15 protein-coding genes are annotated in these 20,479 nt (G+C 64.7%); 7 read left to right on the top strand and 8 right to left on the bottom strand.

Annotated elements, in window-relative coordinates:
• Positions 1-406 precede the first annotated feature (406 nt).
• The 6 genes from ACTJKL_RS16165 (at position 407) to actR (ending at position 8,695) form a co-directional block, all read left to right on the top strand.
• Positions 407-1,633, top strand: a complete 1,227-nt coding sequence (locus tag ACTJKL_RS16165; protein WP_440853293.1) for an ABC transporter substrate-binding protein — start codon at positions 407-409, stop codon at positions 1,631-1,633.
• Positions 1,617-3,305, top strand: coding sequence for an ABC transporter permease (locus ACTJKL_RS16160; protein ID WP_440853292.1), 1,689 nt, complete (start codon positions 1,617-1,619; stop codon positions 3,303-3,305). Before ACTJKL_RS16165 ends, ACTJKL_RS16160 begins: the two co-directional genes overlap by 17 nt.
• On the top strand, positions 3,306-3,989 hold the full coding sequence (locus ACTJKL_RS16155) for an ABC transporter ATP-binding protein (RefSeq protein WP_440853291.1): 684 nt from the start codon (positions 3,306-3,308) through the stop codon (positions 3,987-3,989).
• A complete protein-coding gene (gene hrpB, locus ACTJKL_RS16150) occupies positions 3,989-6,451 on the top strand; it encodes an ATP-dependent helicase HrpB (RefSeq protein ID WP_440853290.1) in 2,463 nt (820 codons plus the stop codon). The genes ACTJKL_RS16155 and hrpB overlap by 1 nt, the downstream gene beginning before the upstream one ends.
• A 171-nt stretch (positions 6,452-6,622) precedes the next feature.
• The gene (locus ACTJKL_RS16145) at positions 6,623-7,924 is read left to right on the top strand and encodes an ActS/PrrB/RegB family redox-sensitive histidine kinase (RefSeq protein ID WP_018098632.1); all 1,302 of its coding nucleotides are present in this window, start codon (positions 6,623-6,625) and stop codon (positions 7,922-7,924) included.
• Positions 7,925-8,110: 186 nt separating this feature from the next.
• Complete coding sequence (gene actR / locus ACTJKL_RS16140; protein ID WP_003531971.1) at positions 8,111-8,695, top strand: global response regulator transcription factor ActR; 585 nt, start codon at positions 8,111-8,113, stop codon at positions 8,693-8,695.
• Positions 8,696-8,709: 14 nt separating this feature from the next.
• Here actR and ACTJKL_RS16135 read toward each other — a convergent pair whose 3' ends face one another.
• The gene (locus ACTJKL_RS16135; protein ID WP_440853289.1) at positions 8,710-9,234 is read right to left on the bottom strand and encodes an MmcB family DNA repair protein; all 525 of its coding nucleotides are present in this window, start codon (positions 9,232-9,234) and stop codon (positions 8,710-8,712) included.
• A 225-nt stretch (positions 9,235-9,459) separates the two neighbouring features.
• On the opposite strand from ACTJKL_RS16135, the gene ACTJKL_RS16130 reads away from it, so the two are divergent.
• Entirely contained in the window at positions 9,460-10,134 is a 675-nt protein-coding gene (locus tag ACTJKL_RS16130; RefSeq protein WP_018098635.1) for a L,D-transpeptidase, read from the top strand.
• Between the two features lie 646 nt (positions 10,135-10,780).
• Here ACTJKL_RS16130 and ACTJKL_RS16125 read toward each other — a convergent pair.
• From ACTJKL_RS16125 to hslV, 7 genes are all read right to left on the bottom strand, one after another.
• The gene (locus tag ACTJKL_RS16125) at positions 10,781-12,952 is read right to left on the bottom strand and encodes a malate synthase G (protein ID WP_440853288.1); all 2,172 of its coding nucleotides are present in this window, start codon (positions 12,950-12,952) and stop codon (positions 10,781-10,783) included.
• 159 nt (positions 12,953-13,111) lie between these two features.
• The gene (locus ACTJKL_RS16120; protein ID WP_440853287.1) at positions 13,112-15,118 is read right to left on the bottom strand and encodes a hydantoinase/oxoprolinase N-terminal domain-containing protein; all 2,007 of its coding nucleotides are present in this window, start codon (positions 15,116-15,118) and stop codon (positions 13,112-13,114) included.
• 129 nt (positions 15,119-15,247) lie between these two features.
• Positions 15,248-16,648 (bottom strand): cytochrome P450, encoded by a 1,401-nt coding sequence (locus ACTJKL_RS16115; RefSeq protein WP_100672590.1) that lies wholly within the window; start codon positions 16,646-16,648, stop codon positions 15,248-15,250.
• Positions 16,649-16,807: 159 nt separating this feature from the next.
• On the bottom strand, positions 16,808-17,758 hold the full coding sequence (locus ACTJKL_RS16110) for a DUF1402 family protein (protein WP_440853286.1): 951 nt from the start codon (positions 17,756-17,758) through the stop codon (positions 16,808-16,810).
• Positions 17,759-17,953: 195 nt separating this feature from the next.
• Positions 17,954-19,261 carry an ATP-dependent protease ATPase subunit HslU gene (hslU, locus tag ACTJKL_RS16105; RefSeq protein WP_018098641.1) on the bottom strand — a complete coding sequence of 436 codons (1,308 nt, stop codon included), beginning with the start codon at positions 19,259-19,261 and terminating at the stop codon, positions 17,954-17,956.
• Positions 19,258-19,779 carry a GNAT family N-acetyltransferase gene (locus tag ACTJKL_RS16100; RefSeq protein ID WP_275597072.1) on the bottom strand — a complete coding sequence of 174 codons (522 nt, stop codon included), beginning with the start codon at positions 19,777-19,779 and terminating at the stop codon, positions 19,258-19,260. The genes hslU and ACTJKL_RS16100 overlap by 4 nt, the downstream gene beginning before the upstream one ends.
• Positions 19,769-20,326, bottom strand: a complete 558-nt coding sequence (hslV, locus tag ACTJKL_RS16095; protein WP_003531980.1) for an ATP-dependent protease subunit HslV — start codon at positions 20,324-20,326, stop codon at positions 19,769-19,771. Before hslV ends, ACTJKL_RS16100 begins: the two co-directional genes overlap by 11 nt.
• Positions 20,327-20,479: the final 153 nt, after the last annotated feature.

The following is a 20,479-nucleotide window of genomic DNA, read 5'->3' as shown; positions in this document are numbered from 1 at the left end:
CAGCAGCGCCGCCGCCCTCGTCAGTGATCGGGCTTATAGACCCCCACCCTCCGACACGTCAACAACGATTTTCAAAAAATCAGCAGAAAATCGTAAGTGACTGTTTTTAAAGGGCGTTTTCCATGACGCGCGAAAAGTGGTCCGACGCTTCTACCAATACGGGTCCGCTTTGCGGGCTTTCGGCGCTTCTGGGGATACAAGCAATATGGTTAACGCAGTTCCGCGTTTCAAGGGCCGTGCTCGACGAGAATTCGTGGATCTCGAAGCCCGTTGCCGTTTCCGCGAAAAGAGGCGACCCGAGCACGTCTCACCGAAACGTGACGGTCGAGGGCGGCCGCGTGCATTGACGCAGACCGCCCTTGTCTTACCCTCGGCGGCAACGGCATGGACCGGGTAGAGGAGCGTCATGATCAGGCGAGCAGGGAAGATCATCGCCGCAGCGCTGCTGGCGCTCGGCCTCGCCGGCAAGGCGTCCGCCACGGACGCGGGAAACTGGGAAGCGGTCGTCGCGGAGGCCAGGGGCCAGACGGTCTATTTCAACGCCTGGGGCGGCTCCGAGAACGTCAATGCCTATATCAGATGGGCCGGCGACGAAATGAAAGCGCGCTACGGCGTCACCGTCGCCCATGTGAAACTCGACGACACCGCTAAGGCGACCGCGACCGTGCTCGCCGAAAAATCCGCAGGAAAGGACGAGGGCGGATCGGTCGATCTCGTATGGATCAACGGCGAGAACTTCGCCGCGATGAAACGCGAAGGTCTGCTTTACGCGCCCGGCTGGGCGACGAAACTGCCGAACTGGCGCTATGTCGACCACGAAAACACACCGACGGTGCTCACCGATTTCACCATCCCCACCGATGGACTGGAGAGTCCCTGGGGCGGTGCCAAGCTCGTGTTCTTCTACGACTCGGCGCGCATGAAGGCGAGCGAGCTGCCGGATTCCGCAGCGGATCTCCTGGAATGGGCCGCGGCCAATCCCGGGCGCTTCTCCTACCCGCAGCCGCCGGACTTCACCGGCTCTTCCTTCCTGAAGCAGGTGCTGATCGAGCTCGTAGACGACAGGGCCAAGCTGCAGAAACCCGTCGACGAAAAGACGTTCGCGACCGATGCTGCGCCCCTGTTTGCCTGTCTCGACAAGCTGACGCCGCTGCTATGGCGAAAAGGCAAGGCCTATCCTCAGAACTATGCGGACATGAAGCAGAAGCTCGCCGACGGCGAACTCGACATCATCTTCGCCTTCAACCCCGCTGAAGCCTCCTCCGCGATCGCCAATGGCGAACTGCCGGAGACGATCCGCTCCTTCGTCTTTTCCGGCGGCACGCTCGGCAATACGCATTTCGTCGCCATTCCCTACAACGCAACGGCAAAGGCCGGCGCGCTTCTGCTTGCCGATTTCCTCCTCTCGCCCGAGGCGCAGCTTCGCAAGCAGGACCCGAATATCTGGGGCGATCCGACTGTGCTTTCTCCTGCAAAACTTCCGGAAGCCGACCGGTCCGCTTTCGAGCGCCTGGACCTCGGCATTGCAACGCTCCATCCCGACGAACTCGGTCCCGCGCTCGACGAACCGCACCCGGACTGGATGACACGGATCGAAACCGAATGGATCCGGCGTTATGGCGCAGCCAACTAGGCTCGGCGGAAACGCCCTCCTTGCCTTCGTTCTGGGGCTTCCCATCCTTGCAGGGCTTGCAGGAACGATCCTGCCGGCCTTCGGCTACCTGCCGGCGCTCGGCGGCTTTCGCGTCACGCTTGCTCATTTCGCCGAACTCGCCGGCCAGCCACACATTCTCCGCTCGGTCCTGACCGGCCTGGCTGCGGGATTGCTGACGACGGTCGCAGCAACAGCCGTCGTCGGTACATTCGTCGCGGGCTTTGCCGGCACGCCGCTTTTCGCCCGCATCCAGCATCTCGTCTCTCCCCTGCTTGCCGTCCCGCATGCCGCCGCCGCCTTTGCGCTGGCTTTCCTCGTCGCCCCGTCGGGCTTCCTGCTCCGGCTGATCTCGCCGGAGGTGACGGGCTTCACGCGGCCCCCGGACTCGCTTCTTCCCAACGACCCTTTCGCGCTGACGATGATTGCCGGGCTCATCGCCAAGGAGGTGCCGTTTCTCTTCCTGGTGACGCTTGCCGCCCTGCCGCAGCTTGCCGTCACGAGGGCATCGCGCCTTGCGGCGGCGCTCGGCTACGGGCGCGTCGCCGGCTTCGCCATCTGTCTTTGGCCCGCCCTCTACCGCCAGATCCGTCTGCCGGTCTTCGCAGTGCTCGTCTATTCGGTATCCGTGGTCGACGTCGCCATGATCCTCGGGCCGAAGCTGCCGCCGACATTGCCGGTGCGAGTAACCCAATGGGCCGGAGACGACGACCTCGGTGCGCGATTTCTCGCATCGGCGGGCGCTTTCCTGCAGCTTGGCATCGTCGTTGCCGCAATGGCGAGTTGGATCGTGCTCGAACGGGTCGGGAAAGCCGTTCTCGCGCGCCTGACCCTTTCCGGACGGCGCTTTGCGCGGGACGGCGCGCTTCGCGCCGCGGGCGCCCTCGCCATGAGCACCTGTACGGTCACCATTTTCGCGGGGCTCAGCGTGCTTTCGATCTGGTCGGTTGCAGGCCTCTGGCCCTTTCCCGACGCGTTGCCCCGAAGTCTCACGCCCAATACCTGGATGCGCACATTGCCTCAACTCTGGGCCCCGCTCGGCACCACGGTCGCGCTCGCTCTTTCGGCGTCATCGCTAGCGCTCGTATTTACCATCCTCCTGCTCTACCGCAACGGCATCGCCGGCGGACGGAAGAATGCAGCCGGCTACCGGCTGCTTTACCTCCCCTTGCTCGTCCCGGAGATCAGCTTCGTTTTCGGGCTGCAGGTCCTGATGCTCTCGGCGGGGCTCACTCCCGGCTTTGCAAGCGTGCTGGCGGTCCATTTCGTTTTCGTGCTCCCTTACGTGCTTCTGTCGCTGTCGGCCCCCTGGCGCGCGGTCGACCCGCGCTTCGAAAAAATTGCCGCCGGCTTCGGCAAGCCGGCGTTGGAAATCCTGTTCACGGTCCGGCTGCCATTGCTCTTTCGTGCCTGCCTCACCGCGCTCGCGGTCGGTTTCGCCGTGTCGGTCAGCCTCTATCTGCCGACGCTCCTCATCGGGTCCGGGCGGCTGACGACGATCACGACCGAGGCCGTCGCACTCTCGTCGGGCGGCGACCGGCGGGTCATCGGCATCTACGCCCTCGTTCAGGGTCTCCTGCCCTTCCTCGCATTTCTCGTTGCGTCGCTCGGCCCGCAGTTGCTATTCCGCAACCGGCGGGCAATGAGGACGTGAATGCAGGAAAACGCCGGGTCAAATTCCCCGATCAAGACAGGATGCCTGACGCTCTCGGAGGTGACGATCGGTCTGGGCGGCCGAGCCCTGCTCGCCGTATCGGCGTCCGTCGCGCCGGGCGAGGTGCTGACGATCATGGGGCCGTCCGGCTCCGGCAAGTCGACCCTGCTCGCCTTTGCGGGAGGCTTTCTCGATGCGGCATTCGATGTGAGCGGCCGCATCCTGATCGACGGCAAGGACCTGACGGCGCTTCCCGCCAACCGGCGCCACGCGGGCATTCTGTTTCAGGATCCGCTGCTCTTTCCCCATCTATCGGTCGGCGGCAACATCGTCTTCGCCATAGCGCCGGCTGTCAAAGGACGAGCCGCACGCCGCCGGCTGGCCGATGCAGCCCTCGACGAGGTGGGCCTTACCGGCTTCTTCGACCGCGACCCGGACACGCTCTCCGGCGGCCAGAAGGCACGCGTGGCGCTGCAAAGGGTACTCGTTTCCGCGCCACGATTCCTGCTTCTCGACGAACCTTTCTCCAATCTCGACGCGGCGCTCAGGCAGCAGACGCGTGAGCTTGTCTTTTCCAAGGCGAGGGCGGCCGGGCTGCCCACCATCCTGGTGACCCACGACAGTGCCGACGCGGAAGCCGCCGGCGGCCGCGTGATCGAAATCGGAATGGAGGAGCAGGCGTGATGCGCGCGCTTCCGACCCTGCCTATCCGCGAGATCCTGCCCGGCCTTGGCGACGCGCTCGCTTCGTCGGGATCGTTCGTGCTGTCGGCTCCTCCCGGCGCCGGCAAGACGACGCTGGTGCCGCTTTTTCTGCTCGACCAGCCCTGGCGCGGCGACGGCAAGATCATTCTGCTCGAACCGCGGCGGCTCGCAGCGCGGGCCGCGGCCGGACGCATGGCCGAACTTCTGGGGGAGAAGGTCGGCGAAACCGTCGGCTACCGGATGCGGCTCGACAACCGCGTATCGGGCAAAACCCGGATCGAAGTTGTAACGGAGGGCGTCTTTAGCCGGATGATCCTCGACGATCCCGAATTGTCCGGCGTTTCGGCTGTCCTTTTCGACGAGTTCCACGAGCGTTCGCTGGATGCCGATTTCGGGTTGGCGCTGGCGCTCGACGTGCAATCGGCGCTGCGCGAGGACCTCAGGATCGTCGTCATGTCGGCGACGCTCGACGTCGAACGCATCGCCGGGCTCGTCGGCGATGCGCCGGTCCTGAAAAGCGAGGGCCGGAGTTTCCCTATCGACATACGCTACGAAAACAGAGCGGCCGGTGAAAGCGTCGAGGACGCGATGGTCCGCACGATTGCAGAGGCGCATCGTTCCGAGGAAGGTTCCATCCTTGCCTTCCTGCCCGGGCAGGCGGCAATCGCCCGCACGGTCGCGCGGCTCGCCGATCGCTTCGGGGAGGCGACCGCAATCGTGCCGCTCTTCGGCAATCTGAGCCAGAAGGAACAGGATGCGGCGATCCGCCCGGCACCGAAGGGCACGCGCAAGATCGTGCTGGCGACCTCGATCGCCGAAACCTCGATCACCATCGACGGCGTCAGGATCGTCGTCGACAGCGGCCTGCAGCGGCTGCCGGTCTTCGAGGCCTCGACCGGCATCACGCGGCTCGAAACCGTGCGCGTTTCAAGAGCCTCGGCCGATCAGCGCGCCGGGCGCGCCGGAAGGACCGAGCCGGGTATCGCGATTCGCCTGTGGCATCCCGGACAGACGGCGGCGCTCGCCGCCTTCACGCCGCCGCAGATCCTTGCCAGCGATCTCTCCGGACTGCTCCTCGATCTTGCCCATTGGGGTGTGGCCGACCCGTCGACGCTGAAATTCCTCGATCCGCCGCCGGAGACGGCCCTGCGCGAGGCGCGGGGCCTGCTCGTCGAGCTCGGCGCGATCGACAGCCGCGGCGCGCTGACGCCGAGGGGCCGCAGGATCCGCGATCTGGCGCTGCCGGTGCGGCTTGCGGCAATGTCGGTCGCAGCCGCCGAGGAAGGGCGGGCGCAGGAGGCCTGCCTTCTCGCGGTCATGCTCACCGAGCAGGGCCTCGGCGGCAACAGCATCGATATCGAGGAGCGGCTGCGCCGGTTTCGGAGCGAGCGCAGCGACCGGGCCGAGGCCGCCCGCGGTCTGGCGCGGCGAATGGCCGGCGAACTCGGCGCATCGAACAAGGCGGGTCTGGAGCCCGTTCTGCCTGGAGCCCTGCTGATGCACGCCTTTCCCGACCGCATCGCGCTGCAGCGCGGCGGGCGCGGCCGCTTCGTCATGGCGAATGGACGCGGCGCCGAGATCCCCGAGACCGAACGGCTTGCTGCGGCCGGAATGCTCGTCATTGCCGATCTTACCGGCAGAGCCGGGGCGCAGCGGGTGCTCGCTGCAGCGGAAATAACGAGAGGCGATGTCGAAGGGCACATGCCGGACGCCATCGTCACCGAGGAGCAAAGCTTCTTCGATCGGGCCAGCCGGCAGGTGCGTGCGCGCCGGGTGACACGGCTCGGGGCGATCATCTTCGAGGAGAAACCCCTGCCTCGCCCCAGCGGCCAGGCGGCGGCGCGGGCACTCGCGGACGGTATCCGGCAGCTGGGGCTCGCCGCTGTCCCCTTCCCGAAGGACGTGGAGCAACTGCGCGACCGTATCGGCTTCCTGCACCGCTCCATCGGTGAGCCCTGGCCGGACATGTCGGACGCGGCGCTGATCTCCCGTCTCGACGCGTGGTTCGTTCCGTTCCAGGGAGACGCCGGCGGCATTGACGGGATCCAGGGCCGCGATCTCGCCGAAGGCCTCATCTCGCTCGTTCCATACGGCCTTCAGCGCGACCTCGCCCGGCTGGCCCCTACGCATTTCGAAGCGCCGACAGGCCAGCGTCATCCGATCCATTACGACGGCGACGAACCGCTCCTGTCGATCCGCGTTCAGGAGCTCTTCGGCCTGAAAGCGCATCCCGCGATCGGCGACGGTCGGCTGCCGCTGCTTCTCGAGCTGATTTCCCCCGGCCACCGCCCGATCCAAACGACCCGGGACCTGCCCGGCTTCTGGGCCGGTTCGTGGAAGGACGTCAGAGCCGAGATGCGCGGCCGCTATCCGAAACATCCCTGGCCGGAGGATCCCGCCAATGCGATGCCGACGACGCGCGCGAAACCGCGCGGGACTTAGAACGGGAGGGAAAAGTGTGCTCGTTTTCCGATCCGTCCAACGTGGCCGGATGCGGCTCTACGGCGCACCGCGGTCCGCCGCCGTTTCATATTTGCCGGGTTCGGAATAAAGTCCGGTAAGATGAATTGACGCCCGGTCGCGCATGCGACCCGCATCGCGAAACGGAAACGCATGGCAGCTGCGACACTCTATAACGATCAGAACAGCAATCGCAGTCTGAGGTTGCAGACGCTCATCCGGCTGCGCTGGCTGGCGGTGGGCGGACAATCGCTCGCCGTCGTCGTCACGGCGCTGTGGCTGCAGTTCCCGCTGCCGATCGTTCCCTGCTCCGTATTGATCGCCTGCCTGGCGCTTCTCAACGTCTTTCTCACGCTCCGCTTTCCGCCGACGCAGCGGTTGACGCCGCCGGCCGCCTTCTCCCTGCTCGGTCTCGACCTTGCGCAACTGACTGCGTTGCTCTTCATCACCGGCGGCCTTGCCAATCCCTTCGCGCCGCTTCTCTGCGTGCCGGTCATCATCTCGTCGGCCTCGCAGCCGAAGCCGCAGAGCATCGTGCTGGCCGGCCTCGCCGTCCTGGGCGTCACCGCCCTTGCCTTCTCGCCCTTCCCGCTGCCCTGGTATCCAGGCACCGTTCTGCTGATGCCGCGCGTGCTGACGGCGGGCATCTGGTTCGCGATCGTCTCGATGACGGCCTTCGCCGCCTTCTACACCTATCGCGTCTCGCTCGAGGCAAGCGAGCTTTCCGAAGCGCTGACGGCGACCGAGCTCGTCCTCCAGCGGGAGAAGCACCTGTCGCAGCTCGACGGTCTCGCGGCCGCCGCCGCCCACGAACTCGGAACGCCGCTCGCGACGATCAGCGTCGTCGCCAAGGAGATGGAACGGGAGCTTGGCGACGATCCGCGTTTCGGCGAGGACGTCCATCTTCTGCGCAGCCAGAGCGAACGCTGCCGCGACATTCTGAGGCGGCTGACCACCCTTTCGTCCGAAAGCGAAGAACATATGCGGCTTCTGCCGCTCTCATCGCTGATCGAGGAGGTGATGGCGCCGCATCGCGAATTCGGCATAGAAATCGAGCTGAAGGAGCAGGGCGATCGCGCCTCGGAGCCGGTCGGCATCCGCAATGCCGGCATTCTCTACGGCCTGGGCAATCTGCTGGAGAACGCGGTCGACTATGCGCGCAAGAAGGTGACCGTCACGACGGAGCACACGGCCGAGCGCGTGCGGGTGACGATCGAAGACGACGGCGACGGTTTTTCGCCGGACATCCTGGCGCGGATCGGCGAACCCTACGTGACGCGGCGGCAGAAGGACGACAGTGCCGGCGGGCTCGGCCTCGGTCTCTTCATCGCCAAGACGCTGCTCGAGCGTTCCGGTGCCCGGCTGCGCTTCGAGAATGGCGGCTCGAAACACCCGGGCGCCCGGGTCAGCGTCGAATGGCCGCGCGTGCTGATGGACACGAAACTGGCGAAATGACTTTTGGCGGTTTATTGAAGACAGGTGCGGGGAAACCCACATGATTGCCGGCAAAACCACCGGTTTATGCTTACCGCATGTTTCCTTTGATCCTGTCCGGTGAAAGAATAGAACATGCAGCACTTGAAGGGTTACAGCGGCCCTTGCGCGCCCGGTGAGACGCATGGCGCTGTAGGGATTTGAGAAATGATCGAAAAGTCGATGCCTGCGCCAAACACTCACGCCGCCGATGCGGACCTGATCGGGCCTGACAAGAGCCTTCTGATCGTCGATGACGACACGGCCTTTCTGCGGCGCCTCGCCCGCGCAATGGAAGCGCGCGGCTTCGCGGTCGAGATCGCCGAATCGGTCGCAGAAGGCATAGCCAAGGCGAAGACCCGCCCGCCGAAACATGCAGTCATCGATCTCCGCCTGAGCGACGGCAGCGGTCTCGACGTGATCGAGGCGATCCGTGGGCGCCGCGACGACACGCGCATGATCGTTCTGACGGGCTATGGAAACATCGCGACCGCGGTCAACGCCGTGAAGCTCGGAGCGCTCGACTATCTGGCCAAGCCCGCAGACGCCGACGACATTCTCGCGGCGCTGATTCAGCGCCCGGGCGAGCGGGTGGAGCCTCCGGAAAACCCGATGTCGGCCGATCGCGTGCGATGGGAGCATATTCAGCGCGTCTACGAAATGTGCGAACGCAATGTTTCCGAAACGGCGCGCCGGCTCAACATGCACCGACGGACCCTGCAGCGCATTCTGGCGAAACGGGCGCCGAAGTAACTCGCGCCGCCTTTCTAATCCCGCTCGCCGCTGACGAGGTCGCTGATCGACTGGCCGAGCTCGCCGTTTCGCTCGGCCGCCCATTCTGCGAGCGTCAGGCGCTGCGCCGCCGTGCGCGCGAAGGCCTGCGTTACCGATTTTCGCGTGCTCGGCGGCAGGCGGTGTTCCGGAGCGTCGCGCAGCATATGCGCACCGTAGCCGTCGGAAAGCATCAGCCCGCATTCTTCCGGAAAGATGTCGAGGGGAACCTGCGCATGCGTTGCGAAGAACAGGCGGTCGCAGTGGAGCCGGTACTCCGGCCACTTGCGATCGACGCGGAAGTCCTCGATCGAGGTCTTGATCTCGATAATCCAGATTTCGCCCTTCGGCGAGAGCGAGATGAGATCGGCCCGCCTCCCGCTCGCAAGCGTCAATTCGGGCAGAGCCGCGTGGCGCAGTTCCATCAGCAGCCGCTGAACGCCGCGCCGTACCTTCATCGCCCGCTCTGACTGACGTCCGTCTGCGAGCGGATTGTCGCCATGGATAGACAAGATCGTCATTGCCGCCCTCGCAAAGTGATACGGCGACCTTTGCGCCTCTGACGAGACGCGCGGCGCTGCAGGGTGGTTTGTTGCAAAAAAGCCATCGTCACGGAATTTACACCTTTCGGCCACATTGCGGGGGGCCGGTCCCTTGCGCACTGCGGTGCAATAGAAAATAAGCTGTTGCCGCTGACGGCCGGACACCCTCCCCCGTATTTTCCTGACCTCTTTTACGAGACCATCATGCGCTTCCGCAACGCTCTCCTTCTGTGCAGCCTGGCGGCCACCGTTGCCCTCGCCGGCTGCTCACAGACCACGACCACGGCCGGCTCCTCTCCCGAGGGCGAAAAAGTGGCGACGAACCAGATCTTCTCCAGCAATTATGGCCCTGTTGAGGACCACGGATATGCGGTGCCGGGCGTTCCGATCAACCGCGTAGACCAGCGTTTCCATCGGCAGATCGTCGATTACCCGACGAAGGAACGCCCGGGAACGATCGTCGTCAACACGCCGAGCCGCTTCCTCTATTACGTGCTGCCCGGCGGCAAGGCCGTACGTTACGGGATCGGCGTCGGCAAGCAGGGTTTCGCGTGGGAAGGCGAGGCCTATGTCGCCTGGAAGCAGGAATGGCCGACCTGGCACCCGCCGAAGGAAATGGCCGAGCGCAAGCCGGAAGTCGCCAGATATGTAGAGGCCGGCATGGGCCCGGGCATCAGCAATCCACTCGGTGCACGCGCTCTCTATCTCTTCAACAAGGAAGGCCGGGACACGCTGTTCCGCCTGCACGGCACGCCGGAATGGTCGTCGATCGGCACCGCCGCCTCGTCCGGTTGCATCCGCCTGATGAACCAGGACATCATCGATCTCTATTCGCGGGTCCGCCCCGGCCGCAACGCACGCGTCGTCGTGCAGCAGTAACGGCTGCAACACATCCAAAAAGGGCCATCCGGTGGCGCCGGGTGGCCCTTTCTTTTTGCCGTCGCGGCTGATTGCGCTCGATTCGAGAAGCTGGCGCGTTCTTTGTGCGTCCCTTTGGACGCACGGCGCGCCTTGTTGATCCCCTCATTCCTGTGCTCGTCACAGGAATCCAGCCAGACCGAGTCCTTGGGCTGAAAGAACGCTTCCCGCGCCGCGGACGCGGCGAGGGCATTGCGTCACAGCTTGACCATCTCGCACATTCGCAAATTAAAGTCGTAGTAGCCGCACATCCCGGGTCCCTCATTCCTGTGCTTGTCACAGGAATCCAGCCAGACCAAGTCCTTGGGCTGAAAGAGCTCTTCCGCGCCGCAGACGCGGCGCTGCTCTCATCCCTGTGACGAGCACAGGGATGAGGGGAGGAGAGGTTGCAGTCCTCCGATACGTTTCCTACAGCGCCGCGCGTCTTGTGAGACGCGCCAAGGTCGCTGTAACCCTTTGAGCTGCTCGATGTTTTTGTCCATTGATCGGCCACGATCAAAGGAAACATGCAGTGGCGCACGGTCGATACGCGAGGAATTCACGCGCATCACCGTGCGTGCCGACAAATCCGACCAGAGCTTCGACGCCATTAAAATCGCAACGGGCCTCAGGCCCGCTGCTTCGCCTTCAGCTCCAGCCGGCGGCGATGCAGGACCGGCTCGGTATAGCCGTTCGGCTGCTCGCGGCCCTTGAGCACGAGATCGAGCGCCGCCTGAAAGGCGATCGATTCGTCGAAGCGCCCAGCCATGGGCTGGTAATTCGGATCGCCGGCGTTCTGCCCGTCGACGATCGCCGCCATGCGCTTCATGGTCTCCCCGATCTGCGATTCGCTGACGATGCCGTGATGCAGCCAGTTCGCCATATGCTGCGCCGAGATGCGCAGCGTCGCGCGGTCCTCCATCAGGCCGACATTGTTGATGTCCGGCACCTTGGAGCAGCCGACGCCCTGGTCGACCCAGCGCACGACATAGCCAAGAATGCCCTGCGCATTGTTGTCGAGTTCGCGCTGGATTTCCTCCTCGGTCCAGTTCGGCCGTGGAGCGACCGGCACGGAGAGGATATCGGCGAGCTTCGCGCGGGCGCGGCTCTTGAGGCCCGCCTGGACTTCGGCGACGTTGACGCGATGATAGTGGGTGGCGTGCAGAGTCGCGGCCGTCGGCGACGGTACCCAGGCCGTGTTCGCGCCCGCCTTCGGATGAGCGATCTTCTGCTCCAGCATCGCCGCCATCAGGTCCGGCATCGCCCACATGCCCTTGCCGATCTGGGCGTGGCCGGACAGCCCGCACGCGAGACCGACATCAACGTTCCAGTTCTCATAGGCCGATATCCATGGCGCCTGCTTCATGTCGCCCTTGCGGATCATCGGGCCGGCTTCCATCGAGGTGTGGATTTCGTCGCCGGTGCGGTCCAGGAAGCCGGTATTGATGAAGACGACCCGTTCGCGGGCGGCGCGGATGCATTCCTTGAGGTTGACGGTCGTCCGCCGCTCCTCGTCCATGATTCCCATCTTCATCGTGTTGGCCGGAAGCCCGAGCGCCGCCTCTACGCGGGCGAAGATCTCGCAGGCGAAGGCGACTTCCTCCGGCCCGTGCATTTTCGGCTTGACCACATACATGGAGCCGCTGCGGGAATTCGCCCGCCGGCCGTTCCGGCCGATGTCGTGGAGTGCGATCAGCGCCGTCACCATGGCATCCATCAGGCCTTCCGGCACCTCTTTGCCGTCCCGGTCGAGGATCGCGGGGTTGGTCATCAGGTGCCCGACATTGCGCACCAGCATCAGCGACCGGCCCGGCAGTGTCAGAGTCGCGCCGTCCGCAGCCTTATAGGCCCTGTCGGGGTTGAGCCTCCGGGTGAACGCCCTGCCGCCCTTGGTCACCTCCTCCTCGAGATCGCCTTTCATCAGCCCGAGCCAGTTGCGGTAGACGAGCACCTTGTCCTCGGCGTCGACGGCCGCAACCGAATCCTCGCAATCCATGATCGTGGTGATCGCCGATTCCAAGACGACGTCGGATATGCCGGCTGCATCGGCCTTGCCGATGGGTGTCGTTGCGTCGAGGACGATGACGACGTGAAGGCCGTTCCGACGCAGAACGATCTCGGACGGCGCCGCGGGGTCACCAGCATAGCCGGCGAACTGAACGGAATTGCGCGGAGCGCTCTTCGTGCCGTCGGCAAGCGTTACGGTCAGCGTCCCTCCCTCGATCGAGAACGATTCGGCATCGCTCCAGCGGCCGGCCGCCAGCGGAGCGCTCGCGTCGAGAAATTCTCGCGCCCAGGCGATGACCTTGGCACCGCGCTTCGGATTATATCCCTTGCCGCGCTCGGCCCCGTCGGTCTCCGCTATCGCATCGGTGCCGTAAAGGGCGTCGTAGAGCGATCCCCAGCGGGCATTGGCGGCATTGAGCGCATAGCGCGCATTCATCACCGGCACGACAAGCTGCGGCCCGGCGATCGTCGCGATTTCGGAATCGACATTTGCGGTCGAGACGTAAAAATCGGGACCTTCCGGCAGGAGGTAGCCGATCTCCCGCAGGAAGGCTTCATAGGCTTCCATGTCGACCGGGGCACCATGCTCGCGATACCAGCCGTCGAGCCTGGCCTGCATCTCGTCGCGCTTGACGGGAAGGGTCCGGTTCTTCGGTCCGAGATCGTGAACGAGATCCGAGAAGGCGGAAAAGAACCGCTCCGCCTCGACCCCGGTGCCCGGCATCGCTTCTTCGACCAGAAAGCGGTGGAGCCCCGCATCGATCTGCAATCCATATTTCTCAACGCGGTCCATGCCACAGCTCCTGATTCAGTATTCCTATTGCCATAGATAGAAGCGGCGCCCGGAAGGAAAAGCGCTTTAGGCCCGCTCACATGCGCGGACACTCTCTCATCAACGCATTCCCTGTCAATTCCGCAAGGATGCGAAGAATTGTTTCCGGAATGGAAAAGGTCAAGACGCGTGATGCGCGATACGGGGCCGGCCGCTTGCCGAGGCGATGAAGCGTGCCTCGATCAGCTTGCGGCTGCCTTCGACTTCCGGCGCGTCGATCTCTTCCCGAAGCACCGCGGCGGGTTCTTCTGCACCGTTGGCGCGGGCGCTCTCCAGGGCCATCATTTCGGCGCGCCGGCGGGCGACGCCGAAAGCTTCCTGCTGATCGACGAAGCGTTCGCTCGCGCCCGCACCGTTGACGATGAAAATGCCTTCTTCCGGCGTCGTCACGAAGACGGTGATCGTTGCCCGCACCTGGCCGACAACCGCGCCGACGGCGTTTGCCACATCTGCCTCCGCCGGGATCGCGGCCTCGGTGGAAAGCATTTCGGCGATGGCGGGGTAATAGACCGGCGCCGAGGCGCCGAGACCGACAAGCGGCCGGTCGAGGCTGATCGAAAAGCGCACGATGCCCGGTTCCCGTTTCAGCGCCCGGTCGACGGCAAGTGAGGCGGCGGGGTCGATGGCGGCGCCGTCCTCGCTGAGACAGGCTTGCAGGATGGCTTCGGAGGATTGTCGCGTCAGCCGGTCGACGATCAACTGCGCGAGAGCTTCGACGGAGGCGGCGATAGGCTGTCCCGATCCGTCCTTGGTGCGGGCGGCGATCTCGAGGCCCAGGCGTGCGGCCTCGCCGTTCCACTGCGCCTGCCGTCCGAGAACATGCATCGCGTCCGAGGGGGTGAGCCCGCAGATATGCACCAGCCCGCGCGCCACGAGCCGGTCGAGCGTTGCCTTCTGCGGCGTGCTGACGAGCAGGTCCGCAAGCGCCACCGGCACCATGCCGATGCGGCCGTAGAGTGCCTGCTCCTGCGGCTGAAGCCCGCTCGCCAGGTGGTCGGGCAAGCCGGTGCGGACCGCCAGGCGTCCATCATGCCGGCCGGCATGAGGCGCCCGCAACTGCCTTTCGAGCACCGACAGGACCGCGTCGCCGTGCAGGGCCGCGGCCAGGCTCAAGGGCAGGAACCGGCGGGGCCCGAGATCGAGCTTGGCCTTGAGGCCGCGGTCGTTGATCTTCACCTCGGAGTCGCCGCCGAGGCCGTAGGTGCGCATGGCGACCGCCTCGACCATGGTGCGAAAGCCTCCGACGACCGCGCCCTCCGCATCGAGTCGCGGGCGGCCCTTTTCGAGTACGGCTACGTCGGTCGTCGTGCCGCCGATATCGGAGACGACGGCGTTGTCCAGGCCGGTCAGATAGCGAGCACCGACGAGGCTCGCGGCCGGCCCGGAAAGGATCGTCTCGATCGGTCGCAGCCGCGCTTCGGCGGCCGAGATCAGCGCACCGTCGCCGCGCACCACCATCATCGGCACGTCGATGCCGCGGGCCTTGAGGAAGTCTTCGCACGAACCGATCAGCCGGTCGATCATCGAGACGAGGCGCGCATTCAGAAGCGTCGTCAGCGCCCGGCGCGGGCCGCCGAGCTTGGAGGAAAGCTCATGGCTGCAGGTGACCGGCAGGTGCGAGACCTCGCGGATGCGATCGCGCACGCGCTTCTCGTGGTCCGGGTTGCGCACGGCGAAATAACCGGCGACGGCGAAGGACGACACCTGAGAGCCGAGTGCCGGCAGCGCCGCGTCGAGCGCACTCATGTCGAGCGGCGCCTCGCCTCCATGAACGTTGTGGCCGCCGGGAAGGAACAGAACGGGATCGGACCCGAGCGCTTCCTGAAGGCCGTCGCGCTTCAGGTCTTCGGGAGCAAAACCGATCATGATCAGGCCGGCACGGCCGCCCTGGCCTTCGACCAGCGCATTGGTGGCAAGCGTCGTCGAGAGCGACACGAGGCTGATCGCCGAAACCGGCACTCTCGCCTTCGCGAGCACCGCCTCCACCGCGCCGGAAACGCCCTCGGCCAGGTCGTGGCGGGTCGTCAGCGCCTTGGCCTTGGCGACGACGCCGGTAGCTTCGCTGAAAAGGACGGCGTCGGTGTAGGTGCCGCCGGTGTCGATGCCGAGGAGAAGATGCGGGGTCAATTTCTGCTCAGTCCAATGATGAGGGTCCGGAAGGGTCTGTCCGGTGATAGGACATATTCTTGGAAAAAACCATCGCGCGACAACGACGTTTCCGTGTCTGACGGCGGGCGTATCCCACCAACGGGGGCCCTACTTCACCCGGGCAGACACCTTCATCGGCAAGCCACCCCTCGGCTGCGTCGTCAGCCTTTGAACAGGCCAGGGATGCGTCTCGTCTGTCAGGTCGAAGCGGAAGCGGTGCATGAGCACGGCAAGCGCGATAACCGCCTCCTGCAGCGCGAAGGTCGCGCCGATGCAGATGCGCGGGCCAGCGCCGAAGGGCAGGTACTGGAAGCGGTTGATCTTGTCCCGGTTTTCCGGAAGGAAGCGCTCCGGCATGAAGGCGCGGGGTTTCTGCCAGTAGAGCGCATGCCGGTGGAGCGTCCAGGGCATGACCAGCACCGATATTCCCTTGCGGATCGGCACGCGCTCACCTTCCGGGGAAGTCCACGCATCCTCCTCGATCGCGGCGCGGTTGATGGATGGCGCCGGCGGATAAAGCCTCAACGCCTCCTCGAAGGCGGCAAGCACATGCGGCATGCGCCCGAGCCAGTCGACCGGATCGGCGCCGCTTGCAAGAACCGAATCGATCTCCTGTTCCATCGTCTCGCGATAGGCGGGCGTATTGGCGACGCAATAGAAACACCAGGCGAGCGCCCGTGCCGTGGTCTCGTGGCCGGCACCTATGAAGGTGAGAATATTGTCCTCGATCTCGGAGGTCGTAAGCCCATCCGGACCTTCCAACTGCAGAAGGAGGGTCAGAAAGTCGTTCGGGACCTCGCCGGGCGCTTCCGCCATCCGTCGCCGGCGCAGAGACATCGTCTCGGAAACGACGCCGCGGAAACGGTCGAGCACTTTCCGGCCACCGATGCGGGTCAGTCGCGGAACCCAGCTCGGCGCAACCAGGAGGTCCATCGGATCGACGCGCCCCATTCGATGCAGCAATTCCTCGACATTGGCGGCGAAGCCCTGCTTTTCGACGGCGATCTCGCCGGAAAAGAGGGTCTCGGCCAGGATCTCGAAGGTGAGTTCCGTCATGTCCACGGCGACATTGGTGACGAAGGGTTCCGATGAAGCACCCGCGTAGCGGCCGACGAAGGCCTCGCAAACGCGAAGCATCTGGCCGGCAAAGCCTTTTGCGTGCCTTGGCGTGAAGACCGGCGCCATCGCCTTGCGCGACCGTTTCCAGACCTCTCCTTCCGCCGTCAGGAGGCCGTCGCGCAGGATCGGGCGCAGGATCAGCCGCCGGACATTCGACATTTCGTAGTTGGCGGCGTTCTCGACGAGGATATAGCGGATGAGGCCGGGATCGTTGACGATAAGCGTCCGCTGATTGATGAACTTCGTCTCGATCCAGGGAAGCGTGTAGGAAGGCTCGCCCCAGAGCTCGAGCGGGTTTCGCAGAACCGTGCGGATGATCTCGAGCCGCGAGGGGATGCCGGTGCGCGGGACGGGCGCGGGCGGCTCGAATGGCTCCGGTCGCGTATCCATGTGTATGCCTTTCCCAGAGCAATTCCAGGAAAAGTGCGCAGCGGTTCTCAGTCCGGAATTGCGGAATGCTCTGGTCGCGTACCGTTCCAGTTTTTTACGGCGCAATCAAGAAAATGCTTCACGTGAATCGCGATGAATCCGCTGCCCGGCGATAAAGGATCACAAAAGGCTTTCGAGCTCTGCCAGTTTGTCGTTGACGAGCCAGCCGTAATAGTTCTCCTCCGGCCAGTGGACCTCGCCCCCCTGGTTCTTTGCCGCAAGCGCGGCCGCACGCGCATCCGGATTGCCGACATTGTAGAGCGTTGCCGTCAGGCCCGGATTGCCGGAGATATCCATGCCCGCAATCGAGCGATAGGCATCGATCGAATGCCGGATGGAGGCGGCCATATAGGCAAGCGACACGTCCGGGTCCATGATCGCCTCATAGACGCCTGCGGCATTGTTTTCGTCGAGGCGCTCATAACCGGAAACGCGCGACACCATATCCGTCAGCATCAATGCGGTCAGCGGATTGATCTGGCCGAGACCGAAGGTCTGCCCGGCGAAGAACGGCTGGAAGAAGACGGCGCTGAAGCGGTTGTTCGGGAAGGATTTGCCGGCCACGGTATGCCCGCGGAACTGGCTGTCCCAGACCCGCTCGCGGCAGGTCCAGAGCGCGTAGGAGCCTTTCTTGCCGGCGCATTCGGCAAATTGGGGCCGCTCGACGAATTCGGCGATGGACTCGCCCTGATAGCCGAACTGGAAGCTGTCGCCCGCATAGGCGGCCGCCTTGACGTAATAGGATTGCAGCCGGTCATAGGCGTCGACATTGTAGGTGTGTTCGCCGACGATCGCCCCGATCATGTGAATGGGCGCGATGCCGTAGGCGCCGGCGACCGACTTGATCTTGCCGACGAGCTTGCGGTCGGTGGCAAGAAGCTCGCGCACCTTCTCGTACTTCGCGTCGAAGGATGTGCGGCCGGCTTTGGTGCGGCGTACCGAGGCGCCCGGAACGCCCGGCTGCTCGACGTGGCGATTGCCCTGCGGAACGATGAGTATCCCGCTCGCAGCCGAAGGACCGGCGGCGAGGCAAAATGTGAAGATCACGAGCATGCAGGCGGTGAGGCGCACTATCAGTTTTCCTGTAGACTCTTCCAAGAAGCCGGCGGACCCCGCCGGTTTCGGCGCGCCCCTAAGGCAGAATCATGTCGGAATGATGCCTTAATTCTTAACGGCTGCTGATCGATCTAGAGAAAACGAAGGCGCCTGTCGAGTGACAGGCGCCCCACAATTCGGTGATCGGCTGGCCTCGACGGAGGCCGGGCGTCAGAGGATGTAGCGCGACAGGTCGGTATTGGCCGCCAGATCCCCGACATGCCGGCGAACGTAATCGGCATCGATCGTGACGCCCTGGCCTCCGCGATCGGGCGCGTTGAAGGAGACATCGTCGAGCACACGCTCCATCACGGTTTGCAGGCGGCGCGCGCCGATGTTCTCGACATTGGCGTTGAGCTGGACCGCCACCTCCGCCAGCGCGTCGATCGCGTCCTCGGTGAAGTCGAGGGCAACGCCCTCGGTCTCGAGCAGCGCCTTGTACTGGCGGATGAGGCTCGCCTCCGTCTCGGTCAGAATGCGGCGGAAATCCTCCTTGGTGAGGGCCCGAAGCTCGACGCGGATCGGCAGGCGCCCCTGCAGCTCCGGCAAAAGGTCCGACGGTTTGGCGACGTGGAACGCGCCGGAGGCGATGAAGAGGATGTGATCGGTCTTCACCGGCCCGTATTTCGTCGCCACCGTCGTGCCTTCGACCAGCGGCAGGAGGTCGCGCTGAACGCCTTCGCGCGACACGCCGGCACCGATGCCGCCTTCGCGGGTGGCGATCTTGTCGATCTCGTCGAGGAAGACGATGCCGTCATTTTCCGCCGCCGCCACCGCCTCACGCTGGATCTGCTCGTTGTCGAGCAGCTTGTCGGACTCGTCGTTTACCAGGAGCGCATAGGAGTCCTTGACCGTCGTCTTGATCTTCTTGGTCCGGCCGCCGAGTGCCTTGCCGAACATTTCCGAAAGGTTGAGGACGCCGATATTGGCGCCCGGCATTCCCGGGATCTCGAAGGCGCCGCCGGGCGAGCCGGTTTCGGCGACATCGACCTCGATCTCCTTGTCGTCGAGCTCGTTGGCGCGCAGCTTCTTGCGGAAGGAATCGCGGGTTGCCGGCGAGGCGGTGGTGCCGACCAGCGCGTCGAGAACGCGCTCCTCGGCGTTCTGATGAGCCTTCGCCTTCACTTCGGCGCGCCTTTTCTCCCGCACGAGGCTGATGCCGACCTCGACGAGATCGCGAACGATCTGCTCCACGTCGCGGCCGACATAGCCGACTTCCGTGAACTTCGTTGCCTCCACCTTGACGAAGGGCGCGCCGGCGAGCTTGGCGAGGCGACGGGAAATCTCCGTCTTGCCGACGCCGGTCGGACCGATCATCAGGATATTCTTGGGCATGACCTCGTCGCGCAGCTCGTCGTCGAGCTGCTGGCGGCGCCAGCGGTTGCGCAGCGCAATGGCAACCGCGCGCTTCGCGTCCTTCTGGCCGATGATGTAGCGGTCGAGCTCCGACACGATTTCCCTGGGTGAAAAGTTGCTCATCGATTCCTCTCAAATTCCGTCCGCTCGAGCTCCATCAGGAGGGTTCGACCGGACTCGTCTATCCATTCGCCAAAAGGTACGAAACCGGCCTTCGCATAGGCTCGGACGGCGCGGCGGTTGCCGGCGTCGGGGTCGATGACGATGCGCGCGGCGCCGCTTTCGAACAGTCTTGCGGCAAAGGCTCTGAGCGCCATGGCGGCGACGCCTTTGCCTGTCATTTCGGGCGGGCCGATGAAGATGTCGACGCCGGGCGTGTCGCCCGACAGGTCCTTGGCCCAGGGCTCCTCGTCATATTCCGACGGGATCCAGGACTGGATATAGCCGGCCGGCTCCCCCTTCACACGAAAGACGAAACCGTCGACCTCACCCTTCGCGCAACCGTCCCGTATCAGCCCGAGTTCCACATCGGGATCGCCCCACCACTGCCGGACATGCGGCTCGGAAAGCCAGGCGAGGAGCATCGGCAGGTGGCCCTCGGCGACCGGCTCGAAGCTGACCTCTGCCGGCTCATTCGGCATCCAGCGTCTCCACGACGACGTTGTGGTTGGTGTAGACGCAGATGTCGCCGGCGATCTCCAGCGCGCGGCGGGCGATCTCCTCGGCCGACTTGTCGCTGTCCATGAGCGCCCGCGCCGCGGCAAAGGCATAGTTGCCGCCCGAACCGATGGCGATCGTCCCGTGCTCGGGCTCTAGAACGTCGCCGTTGCCGGTGATCGCCAGCGTCACCGTCCGGTCGGCAACCAGCATCATCGCCTCGAGATTGCGCAGGTACTTGTTGGTACGCCAGTCCTTGGCGAGCTCTACGGCCGCGCGCATCAGCTGGTCGGGATATTGCTCGAGCTTCGCCTCCAGCCGTTCCAGAAGCGTGAAGGCGTCCGCCGTCGCGCCGGCGAAGCCTGCAATCACGTCGCCCTTCGACAGGCGGCGGACCTTGCGGGCATTGCCCTTCATAACCGTCTGGCCGAGGCTCACCTGGCCATCGCCCGCCATTACCACCTTGCCGCCCTTGCGCACCGTGATGATGGTGGTCGCATGCATCGTTCCGTAAGGATTGTGTTCGCTCATGAAAGTACCTTTGGGCCCGATAAGCCGGGGGGATGCGGCTCGCGATGAGCCTGGTTGCCTGAGGCCTATGTAAGTCGCAGCCGCGCGATTGCAAATGCGCGAACGCGCGCCCAGGCGGCTTTCGTTTTCACGTCGCTGCGGCGCACCGAATCT

Origin of the sequence: Sinorhizobium sp. 22678 (genome assembly GCF_052044265.1) — a bacterium.
In the GTDB taxonomy this organism is placed as follows: Bacteria; Pseudomonadota; Alphaproteobacteria; order Rhizobiales; family Rhizobiaceae; genus Sinorhizobium; species Sinorhizobium meliloti_A.
Note: the sequence above shows the minus strand (reverse complement) of the source record. Positions and strands in the feature narration are given on the sequence as shown.